22 protein-coding genes, 1 tRNA gene and 4 pseudogenes are annotated in these 12,907 nt (G+C 37.1%); all 27 read right to left on the reverse strand.

What is annotated here, in order from left to right:
• Window positions 1-11: 11 nt before the first annotated feature.
• The gene (locus MAE_RS24355) at window positions 12-1,625 is read right to left on the reverse strand and encodes a hypothetical protein (protein ID WP_012267881.1); all 1,614 of its coding nucleotides are present in this window, start codon (window positions 1,623-1,625) and stop codon (window positions 12-14) included.
• A 50-nt stretch (window positions 1,626-1,675) separates the two neighbouring features.
• Window positions 1,676-1,789 (reverse strand): annotated as a pseudogene (locus MAE_RS32880) (IS30 family transposase); the annotation flags it as partial.
• 253 nt (window positions 1,790-2,042) lie between these two features.
• Complete coding sequence (locus MAE_RS24360) at window positions 2,043-2,222, reverse strand: type II toxin-antitoxin system Phd/YefM family antitoxin (protein WP_050766322.1); 180 nt, start codon at window positions 2,220-2,222, stop codon at window positions 2,043-2,045.
• A 234-nt stretch (window positions 2,223-2,456) separates the two neighbouring features.
• Window positions 2,457-2,537: a type II toxin-antitoxin system RelE family toxin gene (locus MAE_RS35460; RefSeq protein ID WP_231859812.1), complete on the reverse strand. Its 81-nt coding sequence runs from the start codon at window positions 2,535-2,537 to the stop codon at window positions 2,457-2,459.
• Between the two features lie 27 nt (window positions 2,538-2,564).
• Complete coding sequence (locus MAE_RS35465) at window positions 2,565-2,717, reverse strand: type II toxin-antitoxin system RelE family toxin (protein WP_012267884.1); 153 nt, start codon at window positions 2,715-2,717, stop codon at window positions 2,565-2,567.
• A 58-nt stretch (window positions 2,718-2,775) separates the two neighbouring features.
• Entirely contained in the window at window positions 2,776-2,958 is a 183-nt protein-coding gene (locus tag MAE_RS24375; protein WP_002795640.1) for a hypothetical protein, read from the reverse strand.
• Between the two features lie 234 nt (window positions 2,959-3,192).
• Complete coding sequence (locus tag MAE_RS24385; protein ID WP_012267885.1) at window positions 3,193-3,531, reverse strand: XisI protein; 339 nt, start codon at window positions 3,529-3,531, stop codon at window positions 3,193-3,195.
• Window positions 3,532-3,763: 232 nt separating this feature from the next.
• A complete protein-coding gene (locus MAE_RS24390) occupies window positions 3,764-4,150 on the reverse strand; it encodes a XisH family protein (protein ID WP_012267886.1) in 387 nt (128 codons plus the stop codon).
• 12 nt (window positions 4,151-4,162) lie between these two features.
• A pseudogene (locus MAE_RS24395) lies at window positions 4,163-4,497 on the reverse strand (DUF5615 family PIN-like protein).
• Window positions 4,498-4,800, reverse strand: a complete 303-nt coding sequence (locus tag MAE_RS24400; RefSeq protein ID WP_002795644.1) for a DUF433 domain-containing protein — start codon at window positions 4,798-4,800, stop codon at window positions 4,498-4,500. It abuts the pseudogene before it with no gap.
• A 108-nt stretch (window positions 4,801-4,908) separates the two neighbouring features.
• Entirely contained in the window at window positions 4,909-5,127 is a 219-nt protein-coding gene (locus MAE_RS24405; protein WP_012267887.1) for a DUF2283 domain-containing protein, read from the reverse strand.
• A 19-nt stretch (window positions 5,128-5,146) separates the two neighbouring features.
• Complete coding sequence (locus MAE_RS24410) at window positions 5,147-5,431, reverse strand: DUF2442 domain-containing protein (RefSeq protein WP_012267888.1); 285 nt, start codon at window positions 5,429-5,431, stop codon at window positions 5,147-5,149.
• Window positions 5,432-5,527: 96 nt separating this feature from the next.
• Window positions 5,528-5,731, reverse strand: a complete 204-nt coding sequence (locus MAE_RS24415; RefSeq protein ID WP_002732229.1) for a hypothetical protein — start codon at window positions 5,729-5,731, stop codon at window positions 5,528-5,530.
• Between the two features lie 34 nt (window positions 5,732-5,765).
• Window positions 5,766-5,948, reverse strand: a complete 183-nt coding sequence (locus MAE_RS24420) for a DUF1902 domain-containing protein (RefSeq protein WP_002762135.1) — start codon at window positions 5,946-5,948, stop codon at window positions 5,766-5,768.
• Window positions 5,949-6,021: 73 nt separating this feature from the next.
• Window positions 6,022-6,408: a type II toxin-antitoxin system VapC family toxin gene (locus MAE_RS24425; protein ID WP_002796330.1), complete on the reverse strand. Its 387-nt coding sequence runs from the start codon at window positions 6,406-6,408 to the stop codon at window positions 6,022-6,024.
• On the reverse strand, window positions 6,405-6,632 hold the full coding sequence (locus tag MAE_RS24430) for a type II toxin-antitoxin system Phd/YefM family antitoxin (protein WP_002774562.1): 228 nt from the start codon (window positions 6,630-6,632) through the stop codon (window positions 6,405-6,407). Before MAE_RS24430 ends, MAE_RS24425 begins: the two co-directional genes overlap by 4 nt.
• 44 nt (window positions 6,633-6,676) lie before the next feature.
• Window positions 6,677-6,886: a hypothetical protein gene (locus tag MAE_RS24435; RefSeq protein WP_012267889.1), complete on the reverse strand. Its 210-nt coding sequence runs from the start codon at window positions 6,884-6,886 to the stop codon at window positions 6,677-6,679.
• A complete protein-coding gene (locus MAE_RS24440; RefSeq protein WP_012267890.1) occupies window positions 6,873-7,130 on the reverse strand; it encodes a type II toxin-antitoxin system RelE family toxin in 258 nt (85 codons plus the stop codon). Before MAE_RS24440 ends, MAE_RS24435 begins: the two co-directional genes overlap by 14 nt.
• A gap of 6 nt (window positions 7,131-7,136) precedes the next feature.
• Window positions 7,137-7,370 carry a hypothetical protein gene (locus tag MAE_RS24445; RefSeq protein WP_002767942.1) on the reverse strand — a complete coding sequence of 78 codons (234 nt, stop codon included), beginning with the start codon at window positions 7,368-7,370 and terminating at the stop codon, window positions 7,137-7,139.
• Between the two features lie 191 nt (window positions 7,371-7,561).
• Window positions 7,562-8,122, reverse strand: a complete 561-nt coding sequence (locus MAE_RS35470; RefSeq protein WP_070108823.1) for a hypothetical protein — start codon at window positions 8,120-8,122, stop codon at window positions 7,562-7,564.
• A 49-nt stretch (window positions 8,123-8,171) separates the two neighbouring features.
• Window positions 8,172-8,425: pseudogene (locus tag MAE_RS24460) on the reverse strand (DUF2283 domain-containing protein).
• A gap of 96 nt (window positions 8,426-8,521) precedes the next feature.
• A complete protein-coding gene (locus MAE_RS24465) occupies window positions 8,522-8,857 on the reverse strand; it encodes a XisI protein (RefSeq protein WP_012267893.1) in 336 nt (111 codons plus the stop codon).
• A pseudogene (locus tag MAE_RS31005) lies at window positions 8,845-8,982 on the reverse strand (element excision factor XisH family protein); the annotation flags it as partial. The gene MAE_RS24465 and the pseudogene MAE_RS31005, both read right to left, overlap by 13 nt.
• 32 nt (window positions 8,983-9,014) lie before the next feature.
• A complete protein-coding gene (locus tag MAE_RS24470) occupies window positions 9,015-9,257 on the reverse strand; it encodes a DUF4926 domain-containing protein (RefSeq protein WP_012267894.1) in 243 nt (80 codons plus the stop codon).
• A gap of 10 nt (window positions 9,258-9,267) precedes the next feature.
• Window positions 9,268-9,600, reverse strand: coding sequence for a DUF6883 domain-containing protein (locus MAE_RS24475; protein WP_002800853.1), 333 nt, complete (start codon window positions 9,598-9,600; stop codon window positions 9,268-9,270).
• Between the two features lies 1 nt (window position 9,601).
• Window positions 9,602-12,487 carry a tetratricopeptide repeat protein gene (locus MAE_RS24480; RefSeq protein WP_012267895.1) on the reverse strand — a complete coding sequence of 962 codons (2,886 nt, stop codon included), beginning with the start codon at window positions 12,485-12,487 and terminating at the stop codon, window positions 9,602-9,604.
• Window positions 12,488-12,763: 276 nt separating this feature from the next.
• Window positions 12,764-12,837: transfer RNA gene (locus MAE_RS24485), tRNA-Met, on the reverse strand.
• Window positions 12,838-12,907 lie beyond the last annotated feature (70 nt).

Here is a 12,907-nt window from a genome sequence, read left to right on the forward strand (position 1 = left end):
GCTTTATGGCCTTACAATTCTTCTCTCTTGCTATTTATCTCAGGGGAAAAAGCTAATATTTGTGCGGTTTTAAAAATAGCTAAAGCTAAAATACCAAACCAAAACACGAGGTAAATTCTTCCTAAACTTTTAAATATAGGAATATCCTTGGCTTGATGAAGCCAGTTAAAAGGTAGAAAAATTATACGATTAAATTCTGCGTTCAGGTATTCCCTTTGTTCCGGAGTTGCTCTTTGGCAGGGAGGAAGAGATGAATTCAATAAGCATCCCAGATTAATCATCCTTTGTCCCAATCGGAAATCCAATCTAGTTCCCGGTACGCCTATATTTTTTTGAGACATTTCCATGATGGGGTGCATAGTGACGGACGCTAATTGAATGACCATGGCAATAGCTATTATTGCCACCATTAAGTTCCTCCTTATCCCTCGATATGATAGTAAAGATTGCAGGAAAATGCCAATCAAGGGAATTAAAAGCAATTGCACAGAGGTCACATGATATCTGGCTCCCCAAGCTAAATCTCCGCCCCAGGCAAAAAATCGAGAATATGCTAATAAATGTAGAAAAAGATTGAGAATATTGACTAGGATATAGATACGAATATATATGTTTATTTTTTTCCAAAGAATGGCAGCTATAACTAAACAGGGTAATAGCAAAGGATCATAAATAAAAATGCTTTTAGCTGGATCGAAAAGAGCACCGATGAATCCAACGTGATGAGCGTAAATAAAGGGATAGTTTGGCTCTAGGTTAGGCATTCCATTCCACAATGGATCGGTAGTTAATTGTATCTGTTCCACTTTTTTACCAGACATAAAGAAGCTGCCGTAGCGCCAGTAATCAAAGAGTCTCCCTATTAAAGTAAAGGGAATAAAACCAAGAATCCAGATTCCAATTGCTTTGATTAATTCTGGTACACTTTGCTTAAGTCTTTCTCGATATTGATAGATTAGACAACTCAAGAAAAACAGGAAAACCGATAGGGCGTGTATTAGACTTGTTATTCTCATTAACATAGCTCCACCTAAAGCCAGTCCGCTCATAAAAGCTAGGCTTGGATTTTTGGAGAAGGAATAGGCTAAAGCAGCAACGTAACCTATCATGACAAATAAAAGGATTTGATTGTTCTGTTGATGTATTTGGGCATAGTGTAAGAAGGTTGTACCCAAAAAAAAGATAACAGACCCTAATTGGGCAATTCTCTCATTGAAACCAAATTCTTTTAGCAACCAGAAGCAAGTAAGAACGGCAGCAATGTTTAAAGGGATAAAAATAAGGAAACTTACCACTAACTGTCGCCAATTTTTTTCTGGAATAGCGGGAAACAAGTAATGAAGCCAAGTCCCCAATAAATCTCCAGGTAACATCAATAAAGACTGACCTTGTTCATAGGCAATATAACGCTTTCCATCAACTCCTAGAACTCCAAAACGAATATCTCCACGAATTTTAGGTTTAGTTTCGGAAGTAACCTGAACTTCTGAATCTTTTGTCCACCAAGCATGGGACATTTGTAATCGCAAACCTGTATCTATGATACCCATATTTCCAATATTGATGACAAGAAACCATAGCAAAGCGATTAAAGCCAATTCTGCTTTATATTTATTCTTTTTCATGATTGCTCAATAAGTTAAAATTGTTCACATTCAATTTTTGTTTCGCCAATTCAAGTCTGAATTGCATCACTGCCTGATCTATCTTCATAGAATACTTCATTCGGGGTAGGATAGTCAAGACATTTTTGAGGACGATTGTTAATCAAGTTTACGGCTCTTTCTACTGGAGTTTAGACTAAATGTTTACCCAAGCGGTGATCGCCGAATCGCAAGGGCGATCGCTATTTCAACGATCAAAGCCTGTTGTTTACATATATTAATAAAACGAGAATAACAGGTTCTTCGTTACTTAGTATGGTTCGATATGGGGGCATAAATCGACTGAATCCTTATCTGGCAAGAGACTTAATTGATTAGTTCGCTCTAGATCGAAAACAATTGGCAAAAATTGCAGCAATGTCTTTCTATATAAGGGTTTCATCCCTTATAACCCCCGTCCATTGCATAACACAAACCGAAGAGCCGGCTGGGAGAGATAGAAATGAGTTGAAAGTCTTGACCTTCATTATTTTGAATAATAATTTCTTGGCCTTCTGCGGCGGCTTTAAGGAGTTCAGGTAGTTGACTTTGGGCTTCGTTTAAAGTTATTTTTAACATAGCTTTGTTGAGTTAAATATTAATTTTTAGCTGATAATTTACTTTAGTTATCTCTAATTTATTATGAATTTATTCGAGAATTTTTTCACAATTTTTAAGCAAAAAATCGCCAATTCTTGGCATAATTTAAGCACTTGTTGGCAATAGCTGATAGCAAGTTCAGGGCGATTGGTTTTGTGGGCGATTTCAGCGAGAAACACCAATTCGGATTTGAAGTAGCGCAATGTTTCTAAATTATTGGCGATAGACTTCTCTGCGATGTTTACATTGCAAGATGAGTATTGTCTGTTTCGCATCATCAATTTCATAAAGCACTCGATAATCACCGATACGGAGACGGTGTTACTGTTCAGAATTTTTTAATTTAACAATGCCAGAAGGACAGGGTTCTATTTCCAAACCCTTAATTTTTTCAAGAATACGACCTTTCATAGCATTAGGTAAGTCATCAATCTGTTTTTGTACAGATTTAGAGATTTTAATACTATAACCCATTATGATTTAATCCTTGCTCAAGTATTGTTCAAGGGTCACATAGTCGCCTGATTGATATTCATCCCGAACTTGCTGAAGTTCTGCTAGGGGTTTCCTCATCGTCTTGATAGGAAGCCTCTTCTGCTTGAAAAATTTGTTGTTCTAGTATTTCTAATAATTGTTGTTTTTGCGTTAAGTCAAGGGATTTAATGGCTTCGGTTAGAGATTCAAACGTAATTTTAAGATTGATGGTGGTACTCATGAAATTTCTCCTATTTGGATAAAAAGTTAAATTTTGAGAATTGCTTTAATTTTCATGGTTGGTATAGCTGATCAAGGGTTTCTAATTTCCTTCTAATGTAACCTGAATTTTTACGAGGAGTTCCTCTCCGTCTTTCATTAGGGTAATGCCTAGCTCCTGGGGGAATTTAAGGGCTTGTTGGCAGTAGTTGAGAGCGCAATCGCGGTCTTGAGAATTGTCCATCATATTTGAACGTTAAGCGACAGCAAAGCCTGTATAGGGTCTAATTTCAGGGGATTTAAAGGCTAAAATAATCTGGTTTTGAGGGATTCCCGCAGCTACTAATTCATCGGCAATACCATCCTCAGTTCCGTCGTGTTGAATCCAAATTTTTTGATCAATAATATCAATATGTAATAGGGTTCCGTAGATTCGATAACCATTTTGCCAACCTGTTTCAACCAATAAATAGCGATCGCGGGTTTGATCTAGGACTAATTCGATTTGGATTTGGCGATCGGTGTCGAGGAAGTCGGCATAATCTTGGAATGTTTTTTCAATAATTTGCCGATATTGGGCAATTAAGGAAGCCATCGTACAATTACCTCCTGGTTGGGATCAAAACTAAATAGGGTTGGCTGAATAAATCTAAAAACCTTGTTGGGTAAAACTTTTAGACTTTTTGTCAATCAAAAAGTACCTGGCATGGGAGTGATCAGGGGGAAAATTCAGGGACTTTTTCCCTGAAAATTAGGTAATTGACCACCTCAAAACCGGTAAAACCCCACACCCCACACCCCACACCCTGCCCCCAGGAAAAACTTTTTCAGCAGACCCTAAATAACTGAATAATACCATCTTCAATTAAGGTTTGACCTGCTTCTTCTTCAAACACTGTTTTGCAGGTGTTTTCGCTAACAGCCAAAAATAGTTTATATTCGGGATAATAACGCCTTAAAAGATGGTTATAAACGACAAATTGACCAACTGCTTCTTCAAGGTCTTTCATGTCAGAGGGACGAGTAAAGCTCTTAATTTCAACGGCTATTTTTTCTGTTCCTTTTTCTGCGGCTAATAGTCTTTCTGCTCCCAAATCAACAAACAGGTTTTTACCTCTTGCTAAACGAATCCGTAGGGGGTCATGGGTAATTGTCCAGCCGTCTTTGATTAGGGCGTGTTTTACACAATCATGGAAAATATCTTTGGCAGGCATTTTCATGCTGTTCTATATAAACTCTATGTGATTATACATTTCTTCTGGTTCAAGAATTTCCCAGATTAAGAGTAGTCCTCGAATTATTTGACCAATGATTTACTTTGTTGGGGACAGTAAGCAATTCCTGCATGAGTTATAGATGATTGATTGATTCTTAAAAAATCAGTATCTTGAGTAAAAATCACGCGACCATTGGCTAAGGCAAATTGCAATTGTATTTCATCGGATACCCCCAATAAATTTTCTTCTGGAGTGGTAGTAACATCAAGGCCTCGCTGGCGCAATCCAAGAGCAATGTTATAGCTTACATTTTCATCAAGGTGAAATTTAATTTTATTGCCCATTCATTTTTTTAGTTTTTCTTGGACTAGAGAAGGTGTTTTAGCTTGCATTTCCTTGGCAAAGGTATCATCATCTGTGATTTGTTGTCTAATTTCTTCAAGGTGATCGTGATAGTAAGAAAGGGCCGCGTAAACATCAGCTAAAGTAATGCTGGGATAATGATAAACAATTTCATCGGGTGACATTCCCAGACGTTCGTGCCAAATAACGACATCTTGGACTTTGATGCGATGACCTGCGATGCGCGGTTTACCGCCACAAGTTTCTGGGGTAATTTCAATGTGATTGATTAAAGTTGTTGTCATTGATAATAACGAATTTGTCCGATTATAGGGTCACAAGGAATCTGCGCCCAAATGTTATATATATTATATCACGTCAAGGTTTATAGAATAATTTTATTATGACAACTCTTATAAACTTGAAGCTAATTGAGGCGCGACAATAGTTTCGAGGGAAAAAGCATTCAGATCCGTTAAGCTTCTGGCCTGTTCCAAGGTGATTGCACAAATGTTCCCATTTTTATCAAGATCTACCAAGGTATTTTCATTGATTTCTTGAGTCTCGACAATAGGATTGTTATTGAACTCTAAATATAGAGTGTCCGTATCTTGAAAGTAGGTGATTTTCATGGCTTAAAATTCCTCTACTTTAAATAAGTTGTAAGTCATCTTTTTCTAAGTCGTTAAGAGATTGATTCGTGATGAGAGAATAAAGAACATCGGGGTCTAAATCAGCCCCATTTTCCCAATAAATTGTTCCCCAATCAGGATTAATTTTGACGGTTTTTAAAAAATCTAAGTCTTTTAGCGGTTGAAAAATGCCAACAAACTCGATAATTTCTTCAAGATTAATAATCCCCTCTTGATTATCTTCAAATTTAAGATAAAGTTGATAATTATTTAGAGGTTTCACTTCAACAATATCTTTTAGCATGGTTTATCCGTTTATTCTATTTAACTGATTCTCAACTTAGTCAAATATTAGGAAAAAATTTAAGATCCTTGATAAAAGTAAGAAGATAGTTAATTTTCATTCTTTTTCTAATTCAATTAAAGCTTCCTCAAGAGTTAAGGGTGTTTCATCTTTAACGTCTATCATGGCGCGATAGAGTCCAGTATCTTCATAGGTTTCTATTATTTGTTGATAATCTTCAAAATTAATGATAACTTGCTGTATCTGACCTTGATTATCCGTAATCAAGTCTTGAGCAAAAGGATAATCTTTGATGTTCATAATTAATTGTTCCTCATTTTGTGGACGGTTTGCATTATTCACACTCCTTTGTTTCCAATTCTAATAGGATGGGAATTAAGTCTTTGGCAATATCAATGACGGCATCTATTGTATCAGCTTCAGCGACAAGTCCTTGTATATCGGGACTGGTGGCGACATAGTAATCTTGGCCGTTTTCTTGAAAGCGTTCAATGGTGAGGTTAATTGGGTTTTGCATGGAAAATCAATAAGGTTTAAAGTTTGCCTGTTAGTTTTTGTGATTAATTTGCTAAAGTTTCTTCTTTTCAGGTTTACCACAATAAATTTTCAGTATATCGCTTAAATAACTCATCTTTAGTGAGAATCGGAATATTTTCAGTTAAGCTTTGAGCGATTATTAGGCGATCAAAAGGATCTTTATGGTAGTAAGGGAGTCTCTTGAGTTGTTCGAGATGTTCGGCGTTAATAGATAGTATATCAAAGCCGTTATTATAAACATAATTTTGAATTAAATTTGGGAAAGTTGTCTTTAATTCTAATCTGTTAAGGCTGGCTTTGATGGACATTTCCCAGAGACTAGCGATACTTAATCGTTTTTGATATTGATTATTTTCGATCAGAGAACGAGCAGCATCACTGAGATTATTATCACCTTCGATAAACCATAAAAAGGCGTGGGTATCCATTAAAATTTTCATGGCATATATTCCTCAAATTCTTCGATGGGATCATCAAAATTGTCAAGCATTTTAACGATGCCTTTTGCGCTTCCATATTGGGGATGTTTAACAGTAGTAGGAAGAGAAATGAGTTGAAAGTCTTGACCTTCATGATTCTGGATAATAACTTGTTCACCTTTTGAGGCAGCTTTAAGGAGGTCAGGTAGTTGACTTTGGGCTTCGTTTAAAGTTAGTTTTATCATAGCTTTGTTCAGTTAAATATTAATTTTTGAGATAATAATTTACCTTAATTATTCTCTAACGTAGCCTGAATTTGCCCTAACAGTTCCTCACAATATTTAACCAAGGGAATCCCCAATTCTTGGCATAATTTAAGCGCTTGTTGGCAATGGCTGAGGGCAAGTTGAGGGCGATTGGTTTTGTGGGCGATTTCGGCGAGAAACACCAATTCGGATTTGAAGTAGCGCAATGTTTCTAAATTATTAGCGATAGACATCTCTTCGATGTTTACATTGCAAGATGAGTATTACCTGTTTTGGGTCATCAATTTCATAGCGAACTCGATAGTCACCAACACGCAAACGGTATTCATAATCAGAATTTTTTAATTTGACTACACCAGGGGGACGAGGTTCTACTGATAAATCTTTGATTTTTTCAAGAATACGACTTTTGATGGGATTAGGTAAGTTATCAATCTGTTTTTGTACAGATTTAGAGATTTTAATACTATAATCCATTGTGATTTAATCCTTGCTCAAGTATTGTTCAAGGGTCACATAGTCGCCTGATTGATATTCATCCCGAACTTGTTGAAGTTCTGCTAAGGTTTCCTCGTCGTCTTGATAGGAAGTTTCTTCTGCTTGAAAAATTTGTTGTTCTAGTATTTCTAATAATTGTTGTTTTTGCGTTAAGTCAAGGGATTTAATGGCTTCGGTTAGAGATTCAAAAGTGATTTGAAGATTGATGGTGGTACTCATGAAATTTCTCCTATTTGGATAAAAAGTTAAATTTTGATAATTGCTTTAATTTTCATGGTTGGTATAGGTGATCAAGAGTTTCTAATCTTCTTCTAATGTAGCCTGAATTTTTGCTAATCGTTAGTTAATAGAAGTTATCCAAGAAACGGGAACCGCTATCACGTCAATGGTTTCGTTATTGTCAAACATTTCTAGGAGATAACCGATAACACGATAACACGATAACAGATAACAGATAACAGATAACAGATAACAGATAACAGATAACAGATAACAGATAACAGATAACAGATAACAGATAACAGATAACAGATAACAGATAACAGATAACAGATAACAGATAACAGATAACAGATAACAGATAACAGATAACAGATAACAGATAACAGATAACAGATAACAGATAACAGATAACAGATAACAGATAACAGATAACAGATAACAGATAACAGATAACAGATAACAGATAACAGATAACAGATAACAGATAACAGATAACAGATAACAGATAACAGATAACAGATAACAGATAACAGATAACAGATAACAGATAACAGATAACAGATAACAGATAACAGATAACAGATAACAGATAACAGATAACAGATAACAGATAACAGATAACCTGCTTCTGATTGTTGTTCCTTAGGAGGTAAATATTCAACAATTGTTCCCTGATCACCTTTTTTAAAAATAGTGTCGGGGACATCTCTACATAATTTGACTTGTTGAAAAAGTTGGACGGTTTGCATTATTCACACTCCTTTGTTTCCAATTATAATAATTTGTGATTACAAATTATTATAAACTTGAAGCTAATTGAGGTGCGACAATAGTTTCGAGGGAAAAAGCATTCAGATACTTTAAGTTTTTGGCCTGTTTCAAGGTGATTGCACAAATATTCCCCTGCTGATCAAGATCGACCAAGGTATTTTGTATTTTGTATTTTGTATTTGGTATTTGGTATTTTCATTGATTTCTTGAGTCTCGACAATAGGATTGTTATTGAACTCTAGGTATAGAGTATCCGTATCCTGAAAGTAGGTGATTTTCATGGCTGACTTGGGTTATCAAGAGTTTCTAATCTTCTTCTAATAGTGATTCATTTGGCGGCGATTGCGGTTTTGAGAATTGTCCATCATATTTGAAAGTTAAGCGACAGCGAAGCCTGTATATTGACGTATTTTAGGTTCATGGAATCCCAAAACAATATCTTCTTTAGCAATGCCTGCGCTTAGTAATTCTTTGGTGATACCGTCTTCGGTGTTGTCACATTGTACCCAAATTTTGTCGTTAATAATTTCTAAATGAATCAGACAATCATGATAACGCTGATTCTGTTGCCAACCTTCTGAAATGACGAGATATTGATCATTCTGAGGATCAAAAGCTAGACGATTTTGAATGTCCGCATTGTTATAAATAATTTGGCTATAGGGGACAAGAATCTGATGAATAATTTTGCGGTAATGGTTTAGTTTATCCATTGGGTGATTACCTCATTGTCATGGTTAAAGATAATTAGTTTTAGTGTTTTTTCTTCAAGGAGTATTTGACCAATTTCTTGATGAAATAAGCTGTTGAAAGTTTTTTCCCGAATAGCAAGATAAAGAGTTCTATCTAAAAGTTGGCGAAAGTTTTATCTTAGACTGAGACTAATTCAGGTTCACTGATCAGCCGTAGAAGTTTTGAGTGATCAACGGTTTCCATCGCAAAGGTTTGGCCGTTTTGATCGGTAAAATCAATCAGAAAAGCTTGCTGATTAAAAGACATTAAAACAGTTCCCATTTGTCCGCGACGCAGAAGGATGGGCTGATGGGTCGTTTTGTGAGTAGCCGTAACATCTTCCGTTAGGGCAACGAGATCGTATTCTTGAATGGTGTTCATCATGGGCTAGTTAATTAATGGGATAGACATTAGTAAGACGAGGAAAATTTTCAGTTATTTGGACAATCCAGCAACTTAAAATTAAGGATTCTCCGATGTCGGTACAGAGGTTAAATTTCAGATCATAGTGAGTGCCATATTGATCGATTTTATAAAGTTCGGCTTCTCCTTCCATTACTGCTTTTTTAAGAGCATTTTCTAGGATTTCTTTATTAGCTAAGGTAATCCCTAATCTTTGTTTGAAAAGCAAGGCTTTATGTTTTCCTTTTGAATGCTCAGGATTGAGGCAGTAACGTTCAAGTTTGTCTCCTAGGTTGGCTTGATCGGCATTAGGAAGTTTCATTTTATTTGTTGGCTTCTCCTAAGTTTCCCTGAATTTGCCCTAACAGTTCCTCACAATCTTTAACCAAGGGAATCCCCAATTCTTGGCATAATTTAAGCGCTTCTTGGCAATGGCTGAGGGCAAGTTCAGGGCGATTAGTTTTGTGGAAGATTTCGGCAAGAACTCTTAAACTATAGGCGATTAAATATTTATAATCAATATCTTGAGAAATTACTAAGGATGCTTGAATTTTGCTTTCGGCTTCGCTGTAGTTTTCTAGTTTGAGCAATATACTCCCTATAGTATGTAGAGAAGATGCTACCCCTTGCCAATCGCCGATTTTTTCACTGATGTCGAGAGATTGCTGGTGATAGGCGATCGCTTTTTCATACTGTCCCAAGGAAGAATAACAATTGCTTAGATTACCGAAAGAAATTGCCACCCCTTGCCGAAAGCTGATTTTTTCACTGATGTCGTGATATTGCTGGTAGAGGTCGATCGCTTTTTCATACTGTCCTAGGTCATAATAACAATTGCCTAAATTCCCGAGAGAAATTGCCACCCCTTTCCGATCGCCCATTGCTTCACTGATGTCGTGACATTGCTGGTGATAGAAAATTGCTTTTTCATACTGCCCCAAGGACTTATAACAATTGCCTAAATTACCGAGAGAACTTGCCACCCCTTGCCGATAGCCGATTTCTTCACTGATTTCGAGAGATTGCTGATGATAGGCGATCGCCTTTTCATACTGCCCTAACGAGTAATAACAACTACCCATATTGCCTAAAGAAATTGCCACCCCTCGCCGATCGCCGATTTCTTCACTGATGTCGTGATATTGCTGGTGATAGGCGATCGCCTTGTCATACTTCCCTAACGACTTATAACAAAATCCCAGATTGCCTAAAGAAATTGCCACCCCTTGCCAATCTTCCATTTCCTTACTGATGTCGAGACATTGCTGGTTGAATGCGATCGCTTTTTCGTACTGTCCCAAGGAACGATAACAACTTCCCAAATAACTTAACGAGTTACGATAACAAACTTGTTCCCGTTGACTCCCTGCAATCACCTGTTCATAATGATCTGCTTGCTTACGATAAAATCCTTGTAAATCTAAAAAACTATCAACCGATTTATTTTTCCATTCTCCGCCTCGATCCTCATCCAAAATATCGTAAGCTAACTGCCATTCTCCCAATTCCCCTGCATGGTAAAACGCCTCTAAATATTCCTTCAAATCTTCCAAGGATTCCCAGGGAGGGACAGGTAAATGAGCTAAATAATAATCTAAGGCTAATTGATGGGCAGATCGCAATATTTCAGGATTTGCTTGATCTTGCACCACCATGGAAATTAAAGGCAAAAACTGAAACTGTCGCCGTTTTACATTGTATTCGGGGGGAAATTCTTGTAATAAAGACAAACGAGCTAAATAGCGTAAATCTTCCTCAGTTATTTCTGGAATTAACCCCTGGGCTAACCTGTCATCAAAATTCTCCCGCAGTACCGACAACCGCGTTAAACTCTCCCTAAATTCTTTCGATAATCGCTCTAAACTGGCGGTAATCACTTCTCTAACACAGGTTTCCGTGTCGCGGTGATACCCTTCCACATCAAACATATTTAAGCCCAAATTTTGCGACTCAGTGACAGAAACCCCTTTCCCAAACTTATCTTTCATCAAACTACAAACCAGTTCCATTAAGAGGGGATGACCTCCCATTTTATCGACAAATTGGGCTAATTCTTCATCGCTTCCCGTTAAGCCGTGATCTTCGGTGACATAACGCATCGCATCCGCTTCTTTTAACCCTTTTAAAGGCCAAGAATAATAATAATCTTGCAAATTGACGGGGAATTTTAGCTGTTCTCGACTGGTGACTAATAGCTTACTGCTGCTTTCTGTGTTTAACCATTTTTGCAAGAATTGCTGATAAACCAAATTTACTGGGGCAGTTAGTACCGTTTCCAAATTATTCAACACTAATAAACAGGGTTTAGCGGTTAACCCTTTGCTGATTGCGTCTATTAATTGCCCATCATTCCATTTTTCATCATAATTTTGTTTTAACTCCTCTAATAACCACCGTCCGAACTGTGCCAAAGGGTAAGGCTGGTTAAAATTAACCCATAATACCGGCCAATCAGCAGTTAATTGATCTGTAAACTTTCTCGCCAGAGCAGTTTTACCATAACCCCCGGCGGCGGTAATCTCGATTAACCTTAGATGGTCATTCCCTAACGCTGTTTGGAGTTCTTGCAATTCTTCCCGTCGTCCTTGCCATCTACGCACGGGTGGGAGTTGCGTATCCACTAACCCAGAGGTGGTCAGGGGTTGGACCGCTTTTTTAGAGGGTTCAGACTGTTTTTTTTTAGATTCTTCAATCAGCGATCGCAATTTATCCTCAACGGATACGAAAACTTTTTCATATTCTGATTTCTTTAGATCACAGAGAGGATTGCTGGGAGAATTATTGCTAGGAGACTGAAATTGATGTAAGTAAAATCTTTGTTCTATTCCCTCTTCATTAGTGTATTTAAAAGAAACACTTTTCACAGTAGAATGTCTAAGAAATATAGGAATTATAACGACTCCTTCTTCTTCACGTCTTTTCAAAATACGGGGTAATTCTTCATTCTTCACATAACGAGAATTAAGCAGATCTTGGCTAACCAAGACCATCGCAATTGTTACTTGTGATAAACTGTCTTTAATTTTTTCATCCCAAATATCCCCCGGTTGTATGTCGATATCTGACCAGACTATTTTTTCCTCATCATTCAGAGGTTCGAGAAATTTTAACAGTCTGTCTCTCCATCCTTTGTCTTGGTGGGAATAACAAATAAAAATTGATGGCATATCTTTTTCCTCTGACATAACCACTTTTCTGTTATACCACATCTAACCCAGAAAACGGGTTTCTCTAAGAAACCCGTTTTCTAACTTAAGATTGGTCGATTTCAATCCCGGCTACTTCTTTCAAACATTTTGTAAATGGCCCTGTTTGAAGCCTATCACGTTCCGCTCTATTTAAAAGCAGAACAGATCTTGATCATGGATAATTATACTTGTCTCCATTCTCGCCAATCCTACATTGACCCCAATCGCTGTCTTGAAAGGGTAATGTTCGATGTTCCCTAACGGGAAATCGGGGTTAACTACCGGCTTTATAAGTAATGGCGGGAAGCGGATTTGAACCACTGACCTTCGGGTTATGAGCCCGACGAGCTACCAGACTGCTCTATCCCGCGTTGCTTTATCTAGTATAGAACTAAATCTCGGTAAATGCCAAGGAGTTTGTAATATTCCTTTACATTTACC

It is taken from the genome of Microcystis aeruginosa NIES-843, assembly GCF_000010625.1.
Taxonomy (GTDB): Bacteria; Cyanobacteriota; Cyanobacteriia; order Cyanobacteriales; family Microcystaceae; genus Microcystis; species Microcystis aeruginosa.

Excerpts from the sequence above, each read along its gene's own strand:
- MAE_RS24355 (WP_012267881.1), bottom strand. The coding sequence starts at position 1,625 with ATGAAAAAGAATAAATATAAAGCAGAATTGGCTTTAATCGCTTTGCTA.
- MAE_RS24360 (WP_050766322.1), bottom strand. The coding sequence starts at position 2,222 with ATGTTAAAAATAACTTTAAACGAAGCCCAAAGTCAACTACCTGAACTC.
- MAE_RS35465 (WP_012267884.1), bottom strand. The coding sequence starts at position 2,717 with ATGGGTTATAGTATTAAAATCTCTAAATCTGTACAAAAACAGATTGAT.
- MAE_RS24375 (WP_002795640.1), bottom strand. The coding sequence starts at position 2,958 with ATGAGTACCACCATCAATCTTAAAATTACGTTTGAATCTCTAACCGAA.
- MAE_RS24385 (WP_012267885.1), bottom strand. The coding sequence starts at position 3,531 with ATGGCTTCCTTAATTGCCCAATATCGGCAAATTATTGAAAAAACATTC.
- MAE_RS24390 (WP_012267886.1), bottom strand. The coding sequence starts at position 4,150 with ATGCCTGCCAAAGATATTTTCCATGATTGTGTAAAACACGCCCTAATC.
- MAE_RS24400 (WP_002795644.1), bottom strand. The coding sequence starts at position 4,800 with ATGACAACAACTTTAATCAATCACATTGAAATTACCCCAGAAACTTGT.
- MAE_RS24405 (WP_012267887.1), bottom strand. The coding sequence starts at position 5,127 with ATGAAAATCACCTACTTTCAAGATACGGACACTCTATATTTAGAGTTC.
- MAE_RS24410 (WP_012267888.1), bottom strand. The coding sequence starts at position 5,431 with ATGCTAAAAGATATTGTTGAAGTGAAACCTCTAAATAATTATCAACTT.
- MAE_RS24415 (WP_002732229.1), bottom strand. The coding sequence starts at position 5,731 with ATGAACATCAAAGATTATCCTTTTGCTCAAGACTTGATTACGGATAAT.
- MAE_RS24420 (WP_002762135.1), bottom strand. The coding sequence starts at position 5,948 with ATGCAAAACCCAATTAACCTCACCATTGAACGCTTTCAAGAAAACGGC.
- MAE_RS24425 (WP_002796330.1), bottom strand. The coding sequence starts at position 6,408 with ATGAAAATTTTAATGGATACCCACGCCTTTTTATGGTTTATCGAAGGT.
- MAE_RS24430 (WP_002774562.1), bottom strand. The coding sequence starts at position 6,632 with ATGATAAAACTAACTTTAAACGAAGCCCAAAGTCAACTACCTGACCTC.
- MAE_RS24435 (WP_012267889.1), bottom strand. The coding sequence starts at position 6,886 with ATGTCTATCGCTAATAATTTAGAAACATTGCGCTACTTCAAATCCGAA.
- MAE_RS24440 (WP_012267890.1), bottom strand. The coding sequence starts at position 7,130 with ATGGATTATAGTATTAAAATCTCTAAATCTGTACAAAAACAGATTGAT.
- MAE_RS24445 (WP_002767942.1), bottom strand. The coding sequence starts at position 7,370 with ATGAGTACCACCATCAATCTTCAAATCACTTTTGAATCTCTAACCGAA.
- MAE_RS35470 (WP_070108823.1), bottom strand. The coding sequence starts at position 8,122 with ATGCAAACCGTCCAACTTTTTCAACAAGTCAAATTATGTAGAGATGTC.
- MAE_RS24465 (WP_012267893.1), bottom strand. The coding sequence starts at position 8,857 with ATGGATAAACTAAACCATTACCGCAAAATTATTCATCAGATTCTTGTC.
- MAE_RS24470 (WP_012267894.1), bottom strand. The coding sequence starts at position 9,257 with ATGAACACCATTCAAGAATACGATCTCGTTGCCCTAACGGAAGATGTT.
- MAE_RS24475 (WP_002800853.1), bottom strand. The coding sequence starts at position 9,600 with ATGAAACTTCCTAATGCCGATCAAGCCAACCTAGGAGACAAACTTGAA.
- MAE_RS24480 (WP_012267895.1), bottom strand. The coding sequence starts at position 12,487 with ATGTGGTATAACAGAAAAGTGGTTATGTCAGAGGAAAAAGATATGCCA.